This window comes from Acinetobacter proteolyticus (assembly GCF_000367945.1).
Lineage (GTDB): Bacteria > Pseudomonadota > Gammaproteobacteria > Pseudomonadales > Moraxellaceae > Acinetobacter > Acinetobacter proteolyticus.
Map to the genome: position 1 here is coordinate 2,261,252 of NZ_KB849179.1, position 18,066 is coordinate 2,279,317.

Genomic DNA, 18,066 nt, shown 5'->3' on the forward strand with positions numbered 1-18,066 from the left:
TGTGCAGTACTTTTCCTAAAAGACGCGATGCGTGACTGTAGTGTAAGCTCGACAAGAATTTTTTAGCAATCATGCTTTTGCACTATATCACAAATCTTTACCGAGCATTGACGCAAGCCAAACAATCATTCAATTCTGTTGCAAATTTGACCTTTTGGAAAATATGCATCAAAACGGCAAGCATCACCTAACCATTGATGATCAGGCGTTTGATCTGCCAGATAAACAGCATGGCGTGGGCGCTTCACAATGACACGTTTGGCAATTTGCTGCGCCAAATGTAGGAGTTGATCACCTAAATCCATCTCGCCATCTTCAGGCAACAACATATGCAGCAATTGCATTTGTTTTTTGACTTGTGCCTGTTTTTTTGCTGCCTGTTGATTTTGATCACGCTGTGGGAACATTGGATCTAAATACACCACATCCACCTGCTCGCCTTGCTGTACCAATTGCTGTAAATAGGTATTGGAATCTGCATAAATCAGCTCAATCCGCTGCATACAGCTTTGTAAAAATGGATCTTGCTCAGCTTTGGCTTTGCTATATTCCAATAGCACAAACAGAATCGGATGGCGCTCAATTAAACGAACATCCGCCCCCAGATAGGCCATCAATAAACTGTCATGACCTAAACCTGCAGTGGCATCAATTAAGGTTGGCTTTTCACCGAGCTGACAGGCTCTGGCAATCATTTCAGATTTTAGACTGGCTCTTTTCAGACGAGGAATTTCAGCGCGCCAATCCGGCTGCATTTTCATGCCATTGGCAGCAAGACTGAGCCCATCTTCATCCAAAACCAATGCCATGTCAGGATTCAAACGTAAAAAACGTGCATTGATCTTTTCAACTACTTGCCCGTTGAGCTGCACATTCAATTCAGCCAAACGGGTTTGCAGTTGTTGAAACGGCTGTGCATATTCCGCTGGATACCAACACCCCATCTGCATTACCAATGCACCCAACCTGTCCACCATGTCGCAAGAATAAACAAACCAAAGATAATGCGATAATAAGCAAATGCAGTGAAATCATGTTTAGAGACATAACGAATCAAAGCGCGAATCACCACCAAAGCAGAAACAAAGGCAACAATGATTCCTACGCCTAACACAGCCATATCATTGCTATGCAACTCATGACGCATCTTGTACATATCCAGTAAGCCTGCGCCCATCAGCACTGGAATCCCTAAAAAGAAGGAAAACTCAGCTGCCGCTTTGCGTGATACGCCTAAGAATAATGAGCCAATAATGGTTGAACCTGAACGAGACGTTCCCGGAATCAAAGCCAGACACTGAATCAAACCAATTAAAGTCGCTTGCTTAAAACTCAGATCATCCACTTCTTGTGTCACAATCTGATGTGGACGACGTTCCGCCCATAAAATAATAAAACCACCAACAATCAAGGCAATCGCAACGGTAATCGCATTAAATAAATAGGCTTTGACCACATCGCCGAAGGTCAAACCAATAATCACAATTGGAATTGAGGCAATAATCAGATTCAGGCTTAAACGGCGACCTTGTTCTTGTCCTGTGAGTGCGCCAATCAGTGCGCCCCACAATTTACCCCAATATTCATAGATCACGGCTGCAATTGCACCAATCTGTACAGCCACCGCAAACATATCTCGTTTTTCAACCGTCCAGAAATCTAACAGTTGACCAGTTAAAATCAAATGCCCTGTACTTGAAATCGGTAGAAATTCGGTAATCCCTTCCACCAACCCCATAATTGCTGCTTTAAATAGCAATAAAAGATCCATAATTAACCTTAGTTCGCCTTACCTTGTTCGGGAATTTTTTTCCAAGCATCATCACGTAAATACACAGGCAGTGCATATTCAGCATCAACCCATTTTTGTTGTGCCGCATACACGCGTGCAATCGTTGCAATGTCCTGCGCCGTTGCCTTGATGTTGACATTTGACGTGTGCTGACTGGAAGCCGCTTCTGAGTCTATGTCAGTTGGCTTAATTAATTCTGAACCCGAACCAATCGCGGTAAATTGACAATACGCTGTGGCCTGCTCGTAACTTAACAATTTCTCATCATCAATGGCCTGCATCATGCCCTGCTCATCCAGACTAAAATTGGCAATGTAGACTTCTTGCATACGTGCATCAAGAACGGCTGTCACCTGTTCTAAGCCATTGAGACGATAAGCCGCCTGCGCCAAAGCCTGTAAACTTGAAACAGGAATCACAGGTAAATCTTGCGACCACGCTAAGGCCTGTGCGACCGCCGCATTGATCCGTACACCACTGAATGAACCTGGACCACGACTAAATGCAATTGCGGTTAAGTCGGCCAATTGCGTATTGGTTTGTAACAAGGCTTGTTCAATTAAAGGTAAAATGGTTTGAGTTTGTGCCTTGGTTCGCTCATCCAATTGAAAATAGAGTTCTTGAGCATCATCAATTAATGAAACAGAACACTGCTCATTTGCAGTTTCCAATGCAAGCAACTTCATGCAAAAACCTTAGAGAAAAAGAGATCAAAAACGTCGAGTATCATACTCCACTCAAACGCGATAGGCGAGTTATTGTGTTTTTATCACCATAAAAAAGCCAAGCATAAACTTGGCTTTTTAAACTGAAATAATTAGAACTGGAACGGCTCTAAATCTAAGAAATTTTTATAATGTTCTGCATAATGCAATGCACTTAAACGTAATCGTGCAGCCCCCTGCTCATCTAAGGTTTTCACCACTTTACCCGGTGACCCCATCACCACTGAATTGTCTGGAATTACTTTCCCTTCTGGAATCAGCGCATTGGCTCCAATAATACAATTCTTGCCAATCACTGCATGATTGAGGATTACAGCATTCATACCAATTAAGGAATTATCGCCAATCGTACAACCGTGCAGCATCACCTTATGCCCAATCGTGACATATTCACCCACAATCAGTTCAATGCCTGCATCGGTATGTAATACTGCATTTTCTTGAATATTGGAAAAACTACCTATCCGAATCACACAATTATCGGCACGAACCACGGCACCAAACCAAATACTGACCTGACGTCCTAATTCAGCCTGACCAATCACGGTCGCCGTGGGTGCAACCCAACCATCCCAAGGTTCATATAAGGCTTTTGGACTCAATCCCTGATAGGTATACATCATGATAAAAACTCTTTTAAAGATTAGAATTTAGATAAACCAAAATGAGGCGGATTCACCAAGAATGGCCAATTCTTTTGATACCCCAATCCATATTGAAATAAAGAAATTAACATTCGCGCCGTCAGCCCCCACACAATTTCACTCTCGACCTGCATACTTGGGAAATACAACGATTGTGTCGCCAAACGGACTTCATAAGGCAACGGTGGTGCATCAATCAATTCCTGTAAAGGTACAAAAAAGATTCGATCAATTTCTGTTGGCTGAGCAATTAAGTCGACTTGAGCCGGGATTAACCCCACAATCGGTTTAACCGAGAGACCACTTCGCGCCCGCTGAATCGGTAAATCCCCCAAAAGTTTGACATCAAATGGATTCAGTGCAGTTTCTTCTTGAGCCTCACGCAAAGCAACCACAATATTACTGGTATCACTTGGATCACGTTTGCCACCAGGGAAAGATACTTCCCCTGCATGTTGAGACAGCTGCATTGAACGGCGTGTCAGTAGAACTTTCGGTTGCGGTTCTTGGGTAATGGCAATCAAAACAGCGGCATCTGCCTGCTGGATTCGTTTGGAAAAACGCAACCGTTGTTGTAAAAGCTGTATTAACGATGGTTCTTCCATATGACTCATCTCTTTTTTCTCTTTTTCCTTATCCAGCATCATAGCTGAAATTTTCACTGCAATCATAGATCATGATGCGAAGTCATCAAAATTCAGTTATGCTGAGCTATCTCTACGGTTGATGATAATTATGAGCTTTTGCGTTGCGTGTGGACATCAAACTGAAGCAAAAATTCCACTCGGTGATCATAAAACACGACTTGTCTGCACTCATTGTGGCAATATTCACTACGAAAATCCCAAAGTGATTTGCGGTGCCTTGGCCCTTTGGGATGACAAAGTGTTGTTATGTCGCCGCGCAATTGAGCCTCGCTATGGTCTGTGGACCTTACCTGCTGGTTATATGGAACTCTTTGAAACCATGGAGCAAGGTGCGGCACGTGAAACCCGTGAGGAAGCTGAGGCCGAAGTAGAAATAGAACAACTGTATTGTATGTACAATATTCCACGTATTGGCCAAATCTATGTGTTATTTAAAGCGCATTTAAAGCAAGGTTTATTTGGTGCGGGTGAAGAAAGTATTGAATGTCGTCTATTCGAAGAACATGAAATTCCTTGGACCGAACTGGCTTTTCCGAGTGTAGAACAAACACTCCGACATTATTTTACTGATCGTAAAACCGGACAGTTTCCTACCCATCTGGAAACGCTGGGAACACGGCTCGATCATACCGGTTAAATAAAAAAGACCGCCGCAGCGGTCTTTTTATTCTGTTATTAAGACTTGATCTTAATCGCATTACAAGCAGGAATCTTTTGATCGGCAACGGTAATACTCACCGTACCCGTATAACGTTTTGCTAAAGCTCTTTCTTCATCAGTTGGTCTAACATACTGATTTTTATTTGTATCATTTAATTTATCATAAGTATTCACATAAGCAGCTTGATAATAAGCATATGTATTTGACCAAGCTACCTGATTATTTGCAAAATTTGTTAAATTTATCCCTGTTGCCTGACCATCCAATAAATTATGAATGTTAATTTTGGCGCCAGAACCAGAACTTAAATTTAAGCCAAACATTGCACCATCAATCACATCAAACTTAGGATTAGCTAAAATGACACGTACAGAAATAGACTTATCATTTGCGGAAAATAATGTTGCTCCTGTTGTACCAATTCGATATTGCATTTCACCATATTCATCTACAAGAGTTCCATCATTATTGACCGTTTGAATTGCAGCACAATTCCCAGTCATATCCGTTGTCGTAGCTCCTTTCTTGATATCTGTTCGAATATCCCCATTCTCATCAATTACAATACCTAGATTTACTTCTTTTGGTGTAACACTAGTGTCATTAAACTTAAAAGTAAGTGTTGCATACAACGGGAAAATATATCGTTGTTTTGATTCTACATTTTTTTCAGTTCTAAAAATATCTCTTGCTAAATAACTAGATGGATTAACTTTAACAATATCAATCACCCCTCGATAGGACTCACCACGAATTGTTTGTCTCCACAATCCTAAATTACTACTATCTATTGTATCCGTATCTTTAGCTAATATTAATTTCCGATATACACTCTCTGTACCCGCGATCGTATTACCATTAGTTAATTTACCTTGAGTAATTAATATATCATCAGCGACATCATTGGTCTGACTAAAATGCAATGGTTGATTTACATTTACTTTCTGACTCAATGGATCAAACCAATTTTTCGTTGTAGTAGCTTGAATTTTTATAGGCTTTACTTTAGTCGTAAGTACATACGGAGATAAAACCGTATTATTTGATATAGTTGCACTCCCCCTCCATTGTTGACCATAACCGAGCGTGTAACCTTGACGATCAGATAATAAGAAAAAACTTCCCATAGAATGTAATAGATTATTGCTGGCTTTAGTACAATCTGTATAAATCGCTTTATTACAACCAAAGAAACCATCAGGTCTAACACCTGCAATCTCGGTTGAACTAATTTCTCCACCTTCTTTATAAATTGGAATTTCTGCTTGCCAAACGCCAGAGTTTGTTAAATTTAAAAGTTCAACAACCATATTAAACGCTTGTTCATCAGTAACAGATGCTACATTTAACCAAGGCTTCAAAATCTGGGCATATTCCCCACTTATGAACTCAGAAACACCAACATCTTTTTCTATTAAAGATAATTTATCTGTTTTATCTGTAGTTAATTCCGTTGGTTGTAGATCGGTAACAACATTATTTCCTCGCTCTATACCTAAGCTTTGAAATATTTTCACGAGAGCCATAGCTACTTTAATCGTTTCATCATTCGCACTTAATGATGCAGGTTCTTTTCCTGTTAATGCTGTAGCAAAATCAACTACACGAATACGGGGTAAGGTTGTTGTTTTTAACTTAGAAATATTATCAAGTTTAACTGAGCCTAAACTAATTTTTCGGGGACTCAATGCACCTTGAATATAAAAGTTAACACTATCTCCGAGCTTACATGCACCAGAAACAACATTACTATCTAATTTAGTCGCAAAATGGTTAACCGTATCGCTACTACAATCAAAATTTAAACCAGCAACAGGATAGTCTAATACAAATTGCAAACAGTTATCTGCTGTAATATCGCAACTGGTGCTTGATGTGACACCTTTTACACCTTTATTAGGATCCTCATTGATTTTTGCGCTTTCACTACCACATCCATGTAAAAAAAAAGCCAACGTTGAAAGCGCAAATGGCAATAGTATTTTTTTATTCATCATTGATTCATCCTATCCATGTTACTGTAAAACAGAAATTCTGATCTGCCCCTGATTTGAGAGCTCTCGCTCAGAAACATCAACTGCAGAGGCTAAAGGTGTCATCATCACATAACGAACATCTTTAGGTACTTTTATCACACCTTGAAGTGCAGAGTGTTGCAACACTGTCGCTGCAGTTGTGCTATTTTTAAACCCACTGACCCCCTCAGCAATACAGCCTTTTTCATCGAGAAAAACAACCAGTGGCCAGTAATACACTGGTTTACTGTTACTAGAAGAATATGAGTCAATCTGCATATATTGAATCGAGGTATCTAACTTCAAAAGTTCATATTCAAACTTATCCTTCAGTGGCTTTCTAGGCCAAATGCCGACATCTTTATTCAAAGTCAAGGTTTTGATCGACTTTTTATAATCTTCTAAAAAACAGCGATCATTTTCAAAAGCAGCTTTTAGATCTTCACTCGATAAACGCACATAGGTGCTAGATAAAACGATTGGAGCAGAGGATTGCTGTGAACGATTTAATAATTTATCCAAAACTGAACGACTTACTCCTTTTTTCCGTTCAATCGTTTCAGTACGCCCAGTGCCGTCAGGTATGGTATAAAAGCGTTTTTTGCCATCAAGATTAAATTCTTGATTTTCTAAATATTCATTATTGACATAATCAACACCATCCACCTGACTAAATCCAGTGGATGAGACTACCTCATTTGAAGAACTTGAAATGCCTTGAGCTAACGGTGCTTCTTTTATCACAGTTGTGTTTTTTTCAACTGATGGCGTCTCTATCATCAATGGGCGTGTAGATACTTGGATCACTTTTGATTGTTCAATAGGTACAATTGGAGACTTTATTGTCCCCTTGTCCATCCTATCAGATGAAGGCATTGGTTCTATTTTATGCTGTTCTATCGTAGGTTTAGCACCTTCATCAGTTTTAATAGCCTTAGGCAGATTTTTTGGGGGCTCAACTGGATGAGCATATTCAACCTTTTGCTGTTCGATAGGCACAACAATGGTCTTTACCGTACTGGAATGATCAATAGTTGGCTGAACCGTTTTTTCAGTAATAATTGCCTGTTTCTGCTTATTTGGCTCTACTGCTTTTTTTCCATCTCTCATCGGCACAACCATAGGACGACCATCAGGCCCAATAATTGTATAAAAACCATTTGCATAGACAACCGAAGTACTTGCTATCATTAAGCATACAAATGAAATTACAAGTCTTGATTGACGGATCATTTTATTTTGCATTACCATCTAGTTCTATAGTTAATACCAAGTAACGTTACTTTTGTATTTGTTTTTACATTTAAACCAGCATAAGGGTTTAATAAAAGGTTATCCACTCCTGTTTTATTGGATAAACTACTGGTATTTGCAGGAATGTCGTCACGGCTACGTAAGAAACCAATTGATAAATCTAAATCTGTATCCTGATCGAAACGATAGCCAACACCTAAGCCAAACAATTGCGCATTGTTAATCGGCACCATGGTATTTCGCTTATCATCAGGGATTGAACTTGTCCGTGGTTCATAACCCATACGTAACTTCAAGCGATCTGTTGCAGAATATTCAAAACCTATTCCCCAACGCCAAGAAGATTGAAATTTTAATGGCAAGGATAACGAACGATCTGTGACATCAGCAGATAATAATTTCGCGACTTTTAATAAAGAGATTTGTCGATCAAACTCAAATTTAAACTTGTCCCAAGCCGAGAAATCTGTCCACCCTAAATCAAAATTCATTTGTAAATCAGGTAATATTTTATATTTAATCCCTGCTTTAAAATGTTGTGGATACTTAAAGTCCATCGCCAATAAACCAGATTCCACAGCAGGTGCATAACCAGGAAAGCCTAAAATGGCAGCCAGAATTTGCCCCGTTGCAGATGAGTTTAAAGCTGCAATTAACTGTTGCGGAGCCTCAGCAACATTAATCAAATATTTACCTTTTAAACGCATCTTCGCTTCACTTTGATACACCATACCAAAGCTAAAATCGTCTGTTGGTTCCCAAAGTAAACCTAGGTTATAACTTGGACTTAATGACTGCTCTAAAGAAACATCCAAGGCTCCAACCTTGCTAAATGGATTCATGCCCTCTTTCGCATTACACATACCAAAAAGCAAAAGGTCGGTAATAATGTCGCCATTCTCTTTAAATGGGCCACAGACTACCTCATCGACCATACGCAGCACCCCAATTAACTCATTAGGAAAACGCAGATCCGTTTTCATCGCAATGGCTTGGTACGACATTCCAAATGATGCGCCTAAATATAAATTATCATTGACCTGATAACCAAATGAAGGTGATAAATAGGTAATCCGCTCTAAGGCAACCTGTTGTCCCATATAGTTACTTGGATTACCATCCTCCGCCCCAAAACCAGCAACCAGTGGTGCATAAATCGCAGTTGCATAAGTTACCTTTGAGCCTGGAGGTTTATAGGAAATACCTGCTGTAGGTGCAACTAAAGGCGAATTCGGACCTAAATCTACAATTTTCTTTAAAATTGGGACATAAATACTGGCATATTCAACATCACCATGTACCGTACCTTTAAAATCTGTACAAATGTTTGCATCAACTTCAGGACCATCATTACAGACTAAAGGATCATCCGAATAGCCGAAAACGTTATACCCCCCAGGTGCTGAATAGTCTCGTTGAATTGCAAAATTAGCCAAAATCCCTTGTACATCGGTTTGTAAGCCATCTAGTTTAGCCAATGCTGCTGGGTTAAAGTGAACAGCACTAATGCCTGGTGGATCAGCGGTTACCGCATTCCCTAAGGAAAGAGAACGTAAATCTACAGATAAGTCTTGTCCGAGTTGTGCATGAGTTGCACCCGATAGCCCCACAAAAAAAATTGCTATCGTTAATGGACATAATTTAAGGTTTTTCACCATTATTATATCTCCTTAACGGACTTTCTTACCAAAACCGATGATATCAAGTGGGAAAGATAGGCCGAGTGAAACATCAGGTGCATCTTCCGTTAAACCAATCCCAACCGTACCATTGACAATTGTCTCAGGCGATACACGCACCCCTAAAGCAAATGACAACATTGCGCTACTTTGATCTGCAGATTTATAACTTTCATCATTTTCAAAATAGAATTTTGCGCCCGTGTTAAAGCTTTGTTGATATGACATTGTCAAAGACACATCATAGTTAAAGGAGTAAGCAAATCCAAAAGAGAAGCCACCGCTTAAACCTGGATCAAAACTCTCAAGTACACGACTTCCACGCAATTGATTAAGACCAGACTCTTTCAAACCATAACTTGTTGAAACTGAAGCAAACAATACGACAGGATCAATATATTTACGTGTACTTGCACCTGCACCAACTGAGTAATATCCTTTACCTGTTGAAAGCTCATCTACCCCAATTTCATATGGGCTGTCACCAGTCTTGGTTGATAAACTACCAAATAAGACTAAAGGTAATCGACCTTGTTTCAATGGGAACGGTTCCCAACGCGCACCAAAGTTGATATCACCTAAACCTGCAGTTGTCTGGTCTTGTAATAAGTCTTTTTTCGCAACAAAAGGTAATGATGCAGATAAAGTGACGTTGTCCAATACGCCATATTGCACCGTAAAGGTATTGGTTAAGGTATGGTTAGCATCTTCCTCTACACGTAATCGTGATAGCGAGCTATTACTATCATTCATTGCCAAATCAAGGCGGCTATCTCGATAGTAGGTATAATCTAAATCATAATAAGATGAGAAAATACCTTTCTTAATTAATGAGTATTGACGTTCATTTGAGGTAAAAACTTCTTGCAAATTTGTTTCTTGAGTCGCATCACTTTCTTTTTTTTGTAAAGCACTTGCAGCTTGATCTGCTTGACTCCCCTCAACAGCCGAAGCAATCTCTGGTGTAGAATTGACAGGACTTTCAATCACTGTATTCGTCGGTACTTGAACCGCCTGATCTGTCTCAGATGCTACAGGCTCGGTTGCGGGTTGTTGTTCTGCTGCGTAAAGTGTCGATGTGATCGCGCTTAAACTTAAGGCCAACACACTCATATTCATCCATGTACGATTCATTTTACTTTGCATCCTATTACATTAATTTTACTGATTTTTCTAAACTTACTTCCGCTTGTAATATAAGCGCATATAGGTGTTAATTGGTTGGTTATAAGTTGCAGAATTAGGATCTGCATCCAAAACCCGACGCATGGTTGACGCTTTGTCTGCAAGGCGTTCAAATTTTTGCGTTGGAAACTGAATTTCAGCAAGAGCGTACCGATTTACTGTTGCATCTTCTACATGACGCATATCTGCATCTTGCAATGCCAATAAACTCTTTTGGTACTGTTGAGGGATATCAACAATAAATAATGTATTATTGTCCCATATTTCTTTAAACCGAGCTTCATCAAAGCTAATATTGCCAAGCGCTGGATCAGCAACATAAACCCTTCCATCTTTATACGCTTTATATACGACAAAATGCTTAAAGCCTGCATAAGTAATAGGCACAATTGCAGGCTGTTTTAAAGCTGTAAGGTCTGAAAACTCCCCACGATAGCCACCGCTATTAATCCCTAAAGCGGAGACAAAGCGTTTCATATCTAATAAAGAGAAACTTCGACGCTCGATAATGCGTTGATACTCGCCATATTGAAGTAAACCGCTCATAGTTTGCTGTTCAGTTAGTCTCAAACCACCATAACCATTGAGTAGAGTCGTTAAGGCAGCAGAACCACAGCTATAATCATAAGCTTGGCGTACAATCCCCCGGAACTGCTCCTCTACAGCGGGTTTAATCACAACTGATTCGCGATGATTCCGTGTAAATGAAGGGTTACGAGAATCCAAAGTTTCCGTATAGAATACAGTCCCTTCTGGTTTTTTTTCTATTTCAAAGGCTTGCGTTGTAAAGTAATACATCAATGCCGAGCCTAAAGCGATCTCTAACATAAGTCTCTTTTTCTAACAATGGCAGCACTTGCCTTATTCATTTTATTTTTAGTGTCGATGACACTACATCCCTGCAAGATGAAGATACCTTCTTTTATAAGAAAATACATCTTTTTTTTGGTTTTTTTTGACGGAATGTTATTTTTTTTATTATTACTTCTATAATTTGACAATTATTGTGTTTAATCAAACATTTTTATAACATTGTTTTAAATTTTTATCTTCTATTCATATTTATCAAAGTCCTATTCTGTAGCTTAAGTTAAATAATGAATAGGCATAAAATAACAACAAGCAATGAGAATAAGTTAAATCCATAAGTCCTACTTTTTCTATCTATATAATCGTTACTAATGTAAATTCTTTTAAAAACAAAAAAAGCGCAAAAGCGCTTTTTTTGTTTAATAATTGATTAGTGGCCAGAAATCGTAATTACCGCACCATTACCACCAGAATATGTAGTTTTCAAGCCTTGAATTTCCACATCGCCGATCGAACCAGCGGTTGCACTACCTAAATGAACACCTTTAATGTAAATATCTGAACCATTTACAGGAGATTCACTGACAATTTTTAAATATCCATCTTTTGCACCAGCAGTGCTTTCACCAACAACACTTACTTGTGCTTTGACTGTCATGTTAGTAGAACCACTATCAGCAACTTTAATGCTGTCTAGGTGAATTTCACCCGCCAATGTACTTGCTGCGCCAGTTGAAGTTAATTGACCAATTGTTGATTTATCTTTAATACCAAGGTTGGTAATTTCCAAGCCACCAGTCATCGTTGTATTCAACATGATCATTGCACCTTGAGGCGCAGCACCTAATTGAATATTTGCATCCATCGTACCAGTTTTTAAAGTTAAACCAGATAAGATTTCATTTGCTGTACCAGTCGTACCACGCTGGATACTTGTTGCGCTCGGTGTTCCAGAAGCTGCCACTTCAATTTTACCAAGACTAATATTCAAACCAGATACTTTTGCCGCTACATTTAGGAACGCACCACCAGTTGTTGAATCACCAGCATCGGTATCGATTGTTAAATCAGCCAAGTTATGAGAAGGCAATAATGCAGACATATTTGGCGTAATTGCAACATTGTTTACAACGATTGCACCAGCAACACCTGTACCACCAGAACCGATTGTGCCTGCTGCGCCACCATTGTCAGCATAACCATCAGTATCATGAATTAATAATTTGTCGATCGTAACAGAAGTAACACCAAGACCAATATTGATACCATCTTGACCTGTTGCAGCGCTTAGTGCAGCATCATCCATTGACTGCATAGCCATTGCATTTGCGCTAATCGCCATTGAAGAAACTAAAGCTAGTTTAGTAAACATTTTCATTGAGCACTCTCCCAAGAGCATTTATTTTTTGACTTACACTACTCTAAACTGTCCACGGTCGTTTTATTCTTAAATGACAACTTGAACTTCCAATCCTTGAGTAGTTCGCTTAGCAACTACTAAATTACCTGTTTGTTATTTTATGTTCAACTCCTGTTAACTGCTTTTTATCCACAAACCGACAAACGGCATATAAAACACACAATTCCCGAAGCATCAAAAAATTATGACAACATCATGTAATTATTGGTTATTTGCATAAAATAATTTTGAATCCCCAAGAACAAAGTTTAGGGATGCTCCGTTTATCCCCATCCAAAAACGTATAAGAAGTGTTAACAAAAGCGCTTTCTTATTTTAATTTGATAAATACATCATTCATTTTATCTAAGTAATCTGCTAGCACAACACATAATTTTATCCAAAAGACGGGATTATGATCCGTGCGATGTTTTTGAATGTAGTACAATTCTGCTCTCTACATTTAGTGCAAGTATTTCCGTTTTATGTCTTATTTTCAGCAAAAGCTTAACACGCAACTCCCTTCTGCATTTGAGCTTCTGTCCCGACTGTATGATTTAACTGGATTGGTCCATTTGCACGACAAGACTTCGCCTGTAATTGCCTTTTTACCTACAGAGTTTTTAGTTTTTCAGCACACTGAACTACAGCAATTCCAACAAATACAATTCAATCAATATCAAATCAAATCAGAAGCGAACACTCCCTTAGAGTTCGCTCAGTTTGATGACATTTCCTATTCTAATCAGCCTGATGGATTTCATGGTGGGTATATTGGTTTCTGTAGCTATGACTACAGTGCAGATCAATTTATTGAAATCGATGCACATCCACAGCCACGCTTTTTTTTAGGCCAATACAACAGCTTTTTAAAGTTTCAGCAAGGTGAATGGTACTTTCATAGTGATGAAGCTCAGGCTGAAAGTATCTATCAATACATTTCCGATTTGATCAAGACGCCAAAACAACTCAATGCACTGTCTTTAAATCAGCAATGCCAACCTCGTTGGACGAAACAGCAGTACTTCACTGCATTCAACCAAGTTCAGGAGTACATCAAGGCAGGAGATTGTTATCAAATCAACTTAACCCAAGAGTTTGTCGCTCAAACACAAGGCTCACTTTTAAGTCGTGCACAAGATTTATGGGAACTCACCCATGCCCCTTATGCGGGTTATCTCAAAATAAATGATTTCGAATTACTCAGCTGCTCACCTGAATTGTTTATTGAATTTCAAATTCATCGAAAGATAAAAACGCGCCCAATTAAGGGAACCATGCCCCGTTATGATGATCCTGAGCAGGATCAAATCTCCAAAGACAAACTCCGCAATTCTGAAAAAGATCAGGCTGAGAATGTCATGATTGTGGATTTACTGCGCAATGATTTAAGTGTTTATGCAGAAACAGGTTCGGTAAACACGACAAAACTATTTGAAATTGAGAGCTTCAATCAAGTTCATCATATGGTCAGTGAGATCACCGCGACTTTAAAAGAACAGATTAATCCAATGCAAATGCTATTGTCTGCCCTGCCTGGCGGTTCGATTACAGGTGCACCCAAAATCCGAGCAATGCAAATTATTGAAGAATTAGAAGGCGCACCACGAGGTGCTTATTGTGGCAGCTTGGGGTATTTTAATTTTGATGGGACTGGATGCTGGAATATTTTGATTCGCAGTATTCAGCAATACCAGAATCAATTATCGATGTGGGCGGGTGGTGGCATCACCATTGCCTCTGATGCGGAAGCTGAATATCAAGAATGTTTCGATAAAATTTCTGCCATGCTTGATTTACTCAATACATGGCAGAAAGCGGACATTTAGATCAAAGCTTATAAAATTTGCGTTTTAAGCGTATCCACGAAACGCTGATTTTGTTCATCGGTGCCAATGGTAATACGCAAGAATTGATTGATTCGTGGTTTGTTGAAGTAACGAACAATAATTCCTTGTTCACGCAATTGTTGGGCAAGTTGTGCCGCATCATGTTGTGGGTGCGTTGCAAAGATAAAATTAGCTTTTGATGGTAAAACCTCAAACCCCAAAGCGGTAAGATCACTCACCAATTGCTCACGGCTCGCAATCACCTTTTGGCATTGCGCTTCAAAATAAGCTTGATCCTCAAAGGATGCAACAGCTGCAGCAATGGCAAAGCGATCCATTGGATAGGAATTAAAACTATTCTTCACTGCTTCAAGCGCAGCAATCAAATGCGCTTGTGCAATCGCAAAGCCAACACGTAATCCTGCCAATGAACGTGATTTCGATGTAGTTTGGCAAACGACTAGGTTCTCATATCGATTAACCAATTGCACCGCTGACTCTGCACCAAAATCGACATAGGCTTCATCAATCACCACCACACGATCTGGATTTGCTTTAAGCACTTGTTCAATTTGTTCCAAGTCTAGCGCAACACTGGTTGGTGCATTTGGATTGGTGATAATAATACCGCCATTTTCCTGCGCATAATCCGACACATCAATTTCGAACTGGTCATTCAATGGAATCTGCTTGGTTTGCGTTGCAAAAAACTGGCTATAAACAGGATAAAAACTATAAGTAATATCTGGATAAAGAATCGGCTCTTTTTGAATAAAAAACGCTTTAAAAATATGCGCTAAAACTTCATCCGAACCATTGCCGACAAAGACTTGGCTGATATCTACCTGTTGTTGCTTAGCAATCGCCTGCTTGAGTGCCGTTGCATCAGGATCTGGATAAAGACGTAGCGCATCAGCTTGATTAGCCAAAACCGCTTCAACCGCTGCCACGACTTTTGGCGATGGCGGATATGGATTTTCGTTGGTATTCAGTTTGAGTAAGTTCTGAATTTTAGGCTGCTCACCCGGCACATAAGGCTCTAATTCACGAACTTCGGGACTCCAAAACCGCATTTGTTCTGTTGTAAACGTCATTTTATATTCTCTTGTTGCCCTCTCCTAACCTCCCCCAAAGAGAGAGGAATCTTCAAACCTATTTCACATATATCGTGACAAGTCCCCGCTCATTTTAGGAGAGGGTTTGGGAAAGGTTTATATTTATTATCGTGCTAGACCACGACACACACTTCAGATTTAAACTTCATAACGGTAGCGGGCTGAACGTGCATGGGCATCAAGATTTTCTTGTACCGCAAGGACATCGGCCGTTTTCGCCAAAGTTTTAACACCTTGCTGTGAACACATAATCAGGCTTGAACGCTTCTGGAAATCATAAACCCCAAGTGGCGATGAGAACCTTGCTGTGCCCGAAGTTGGCAACACATGGTTTGGGCCCGCACAATAATCACCAATCGCTTCTGGTGTATAACGTCCCATAAAGATTGCGCCTGCATGACGAATTTCTTGACTCATCAATTCAGCATCATCAAGGCAGAGTTCCAAGTGCTCAGGTGCTACTTGATTGATCAACTCAATCGCTTCAGCACGGTCTCGCACCAAGACTAAAGCGCCGCGATTCTGAATCGAGGTTCGCGCAATTTCAGCTTTTGGCAATTCAGCTAAGTGCTTTTCAATGGCTACTTCGACAGCATTTAATAACGACTCATCAGGCGTAATAAAAATTGCTTGAGCAACGGTATCGTGTTCTGCTTGAGACAATACATCCATAGCTAACCATTCTGCATTATTTTCGCCTTCGGCATACACCAAAATCTCGGAAGGGCCAGCAATCATATCAATCCCGACCTGTCCAAAAACAGCACGTTTTGCAGCCGCAACAAAGCGGTTGCCTGGACCTGTGATTTTATCGACAGCTGGAATGGTTTGTGTACCATAAGCTAAGGCTGCAACAGCTTGTGCACCACCAATGGTAAAGACTCGGCTTACCCCTGCCAAATAGGCAGCTGCTAATACCAATGGATTTAATTCACCATTCGGTGCTGGAACCACCATGATGATTTCAGGAACACCCGCTACATGGGCAGGCAAAGCATTCATTAACACCGATGAAGGATAAGACGCTAACCCCCCCGGTACATAAATCCCCACGCGATCAAGCGGTGTGACTTTCTGACCTAAGGTATTCCCTAGTTCATCCACATACGTCCAACCTTCTTGCTTTTGTGCTTGGTGGAACGAACGAATGCGTTTTGCAGCCAACTCCAAAGCTTCACGAATTTCAGTGCTTAAGCCCTCAAATGCAGTTTTCAGCTGGGCTTGAGTCAGTTCCAAATCAGAGAATTGATGCGCTGGATGTCGATCGAACTGTTGCGTTAATTTAAGTACATGTTCATCACCATGCTGACGAACATCAGCAATGATTTGGTCTACAGTTTGTACTAATTGAGGATCATTCACAGTTTCAAATGCTAAAAGTTCAGCAAAAATCTGTTTAAAGTTCTGATCCTGAGTCGATAAACGTCGCATCAATTTACCCACAAGGCGAATAAGAGAGCGCTAAGTTTACTCTTTTTCACCCCACTTGTGGGCAAGATAACATCAGCATTTCCCTCTGCTTTAATAGGAAAAATCATTTTTAGGCCGAAATATTTTAGATTTTATGTATTTAGGTCAGGATTATCCCAATCCCCATCACGTTGTATGAGCCAATTTAAAGCACCATGACGTTCTACGACAATGGAAGCATTTAAATCTTTAGGCGCCTCTTGTTGTTTTAAGCGAGCATCAACACATGCCCAGTCATAGCGATAGATCAAATCAGCCTGATCTAAAATTTCATCGATACTTCTTAACTCAACTTGCTGCATAAATTCATCAAAAGAATCACATGCAGAGACAACTTGCACTGCAAAATCACAATCTGCAATTGTATCTGGGTAGCCGAGCTCTTTAACGATGCCTAATGCCCAAAGTAAAACCCAGTAAGCTTCATATTTCCAAATCATATTGACAATGTCTTGTTGAGAAACTTCTTGATTTAAAATATTTTGCTCTTTAAGGGTTAACTCATCAAATACTTCAAACTTATTCAACATATCAACGATAAAGCTTTTAGTTTCCTCATCAAATTGCTGATGATTTAAATCACAGGCCACTTGGATGATGATCAAACATGTAATCGCCCTTTTGGCAATACTTTCAGCGGAACGAGTGATCACCTCATCAGCAGATTCAATATGCGGTAACCATTCTATATAAGGGATAGACTGAGCTTGTAATTTTAAAATTGACTGTTGTTTACGCTGTAAAGGCGTTTTCATTGTTATTACTCATTACCAGACAATACGCCCTTTTAGCACAGCCCTAAATCTAAAAGGAAGATATTCTTTCCCCAAATCAGAAGATT

General features: G+C 39.8%; 16 protein-coding genes. 2 read left to right on the forward strand and 14 right to left on the reverse strand.

Annotated elements, in window-relative coordinates; genetic code table 11:
* Nucleotides 1-125: 125 nt before the first annotated feature.
* From F993_RS06540 to F993_RS06520, 5 genes are all read right to left on the reverse strand, one after another.
* A complete protein-coding gene (locus F993_RS06540) occupies nt 126-950 on the reverse strand; it encodes a class I SAM-dependent methyltransferase (protein ID WP_004655556.1) in 825 nt (274 codons plus the stop codon).
* Nucleotides 950-1,771 carry an undecaprenyl-diphosphate phosphatase gene (locus tag F993_RS06535; protein ID WP_004655558.1) on the reverse strand — a complete coding sequence of 274 codons (822 nt, stop codon included), beginning with the start codon at nt 1,769-1,771 and terminating at the stop codon, nt 950-952. The genes F993_RS06540 and F993_RS06535 overlap by 1 nt, the downstream gene beginning before the upstream one ends.
* Nucleotides 1,772-1,779: 8 nt before the next feature.
* A complete protein-coding gene (gene tsaB, locus F993_RS06530; protein ID WP_004655560.1) occupies nt 1,780-2,478 on the reverse strand; it encodes a tRNA (adenosine(37)-N6)-threonylcarbamoyltransferase complex dimerization subunit type 1 TsaB in 699 nt (232 codons plus the stop codon).
* 131 nt (nt 2,479-2,609) lie between these two features.
* Nucleotides 2,610-3,137 (reverse strand): gamma carbonic anhydrase family protein, encoded by a 528-nt coding sequence (locus F993_RS06525; protein WP_171066069.1) that lies wholly within the window; start codon nt 3,135-3,137, stop codon nt 2,610-2,612.
* A gap of 23 nt (nt 3,138-3,160) precedes the next feature.
* Nucleotides 3,161-3,775 carry a CoA pyrophosphatase gene (locus F993_RS06520; protein WP_171066070.1) on the reverse strand — a complete coding sequence of 205 codons (615 nt, stop codon included), beginning with the start codon at nt 3,773-3,775 and terminating at the stop codon, nt 3,161-3,163.
* Nucleotides 3,776-3,896: 121 nt separating this feature from the next.
* On the opposite strand from F993_RS06520, the gene F993_RS06515 reads away from it, so the two are divergent.
* On the forward strand, nt 3,897-4,445 hold the full coding sequence (locus F993_RS06515; protein WP_004655567.1) for an NUDIX hydrolase: 549 nt from the start codon (nt 3,897-3,899) through the stop codon (nt 4,443-4,445).
* Nucleotides 4,446-4,483: 38 nt separating this feature from the next.
* Here the strand turns inward: F993_RS06515 and filF are convergent, their stop codons facing one another.
* From filF to filA, 6 genes are all read right to left on the reverse strand, one after another.
* Entirely contained in the window at nt 4,484-6,463 is a 1,980-nt protein-coding gene (filF, locus tag F993_RS06510; RefSeq protein ID WP_032812748.1) for a putative pilus system protein FilF, read from the reverse strand.
* Between the two features lie 21 nt (nt 6,464-6,484).
* Complete coding sequence (gene filE, locus F993_RS06505; protein WP_004655570.1) at nt 6,485-7,729, reverse strand: putative pilus assembly protein FilE; 1,245 nt, start codon at nt 7,727-7,729, stop codon at nt 6,485-6,487.
* The gene (gene filD / locus F993_RS06500) at nt 7,729-9,393 is read right to left on the reverse strand and encodes a putative pilus system OmpP1/FadL family transporter FilD (RefSeq protein WP_171066071.1); all 1,665 of its coding nucleotides are present in this window, start codon (nt 9,391-9,393) and stop codon (nt 7,729-7,731) included. The genes filE and filD overlap by 1 nt, the downstream gene beginning before the upstream one ends.
* 15 nt (nt 9,394-9,408) lie before the next feature.
* Nucleotides 9,409-10,551 (reverse strand): putative pilus system protein FilC, encoded by a 1,143-nt coding sequence (gene filC / locus F993_RS06495; protein ID WP_004655575.1) that lies wholly within the window; start codon nt 10,549-10,551, stop codon nt 9,409-9,411.
* 45 nt (nt 10,552-10,596) lie between these two features.
* Complete coding sequence (filB, locus tag F993_RS06490) at nt 10,597-11,430, reverse strand: putative pilus system C39 family peptidase FilB (RefSeq protein WP_004655576.1); 834 nt, start codon at nt 11,428-11,430, stop codon at nt 10,597-10,599.
* A gap of 412 nt (nt 11,431-11,842) precedes the next feature.
* Nucleotides 11,843-12,790 (reverse strand): putative pilus system protein FilA, encoded by a 948-nt coding sequence (filA, locus tag F993_RS06485; protein ID WP_004655578.1) that lies wholly within the window; start codon nt 12,788-12,790, stop codon nt 11,843-11,845.
* 506 nt (nt 12,791-13,296) lie between these two features.
* On the opposite strand from filA, the gene F993_RS06480 reads away from it, so the two are divergent.
* Nucleotides 13,297-14,640 (forward strand): anthranilate synthase component I family protein, encoded by a 1,344-nt coding sequence (locus tag F993_RS06480; RefSeq protein WP_004655580.1) that lies wholly within the window; start codon nt 13,297-13,299, stop codon nt 14,638-14,640.
* Nucleotides 14,641-14,648: 8 nt separating this feature from the next.
* Here the strand turns inward: F993_RS06480 and hisC are convergent, their stop codons facing one another.
* From hisC to F993_RS06465, 3 genes are all read right to left on the reverse strand, one after another.
* Nucleotides 14,649-15,734, reverse strand: coding sequence for a histidinol-phosphate transaminase (gene hisC, locus F993_RS06475; RefSeq protein WP_004655583.1), 1,086 nt, complete (start codon nt 15,732-15,734; stop codon nt 14,649-14,651).
* Nucleotides 15,735-15,893: 159 nt separating this feature from the next.
* Nucleotides 15,894-17,186, reverse strand: a complete 1,293-nt coding sequence (gene hisD, locus F993_RS06470; RefSeq protein ID WP_004655585.1) for a histidinol dehydrogenase — start codon at nt 17,184-17,186, stop codon at nt 15,894-15,896.
* 131 nt (nt 17,187-17,317) lie between these two features.
* On the reverse strand, nt 17,318-17,980 hold the full coding sequence (locus tag F993_RS06465; protein WP_004655587.1) for a DUF4272 domain-containing protein: 663 nt from the start codon (nt 17,978-17,980) through the stop codon (nt 17,318-17,320).
* Between the last annotated feature and the right edge of the window lie 86 nt (nt 17,981-18,066).

Coding starts and splice junctions, on each gene's coding strand:
- F993_RS06540 (WP_004655556.1), bottom strand. CDS start 950: ATGCAGATGGGGTGTTGGTATCCAGCGGAATATGCACAGCCGTTTCAA.
- F993_RS06535 (WP_004655558.1), bottom strand. CDS start 1,771: ATGGATCTTTTATTGCTATTTAAAGCAGCAATTATGGGGTTGGTGGAA.
- tsaB (WP_004655560.1), bottom strand. CDS start 2,478: ATGAAGTTGCTTGCATTGGAAACTGCAAATGAGCAGTGTTCTGTTTCA.
- F993_RS06525 (WP_171066069.1), bottom strand. CDS start 3,137: ATGTATACCTATCAGGGATTGAGTCCAAAAGCCTTATATGAACCTTGG.
- F993_RS06520 (WP_171066070.1), bottom strand. CDS start 3,775: ATGAGTCATATGGAAGAACCATCGTTAATACAGCTTTTACAACAACGG.
- F993_RS06515 (WP_004655567.1), top strand. CDS start 3,897: ATGAGCTTTTGCGTTGCGTGTGGACATCAAACTGAAGCAAAAATTCCA.
- filF (WP_032812748.1), bottom strand. CDS start 6,463: ATGAATAAAAAAATACTATTGCCATTTGCGCTTTCAACGTTGGCTTTT.
- filE (WP_004655570.1), bottom strand. CDS start 7,729: ATGCAAAATAAAATGATCCGTCAATCAAGACTTGTAATTTCATTTGTA.
- filC (WP_004655575.1), bottom strand. CDS start 10,551: ATGAATCGTACATGGATGAATATGAGTGTGTTGGCCTTAAGTTTAAGC.
- filB (WP_004655576.1), bottom strand. CDS start 11,430: ATGTTAGAGATCGCTTTAGGCTCGGCATTGATGTATTACTTTACAACG.
- filA (WP_004655578.1), bottom strand. CDS start 12,790: ATGAAAATGTTTACTAAACTAGCTTTAGTTTCTTCAATGGCGATTAGC.
- F993_RS06480 (WP_004655580.1), top strand. CDS start 13,297: ATGTCTTATTTTCAGCAAAAGCTTAACACGCAACTCCCTTCTGCATTT.
- hisC (WP_004655583.1), bottom strand. CDS start 15,734: ATGACGTTTACAACAGAACAAATGCGGTTTTGGAGTCCCGAAGTTCGT.
- hisD (WP_004655585.1), bottom strand. CDS start 17,186: ATGCGACGTTTATCGACTCAGGATCAGAACTTTAAACAGATTTTTGCT.
- F993_RS06465 (WP_004655587.1), bottom strand. CDS start 17,980: ATGAAAACGCCTTTACAGCGTAAACAACAGTCAATTTTAAAATTACAA.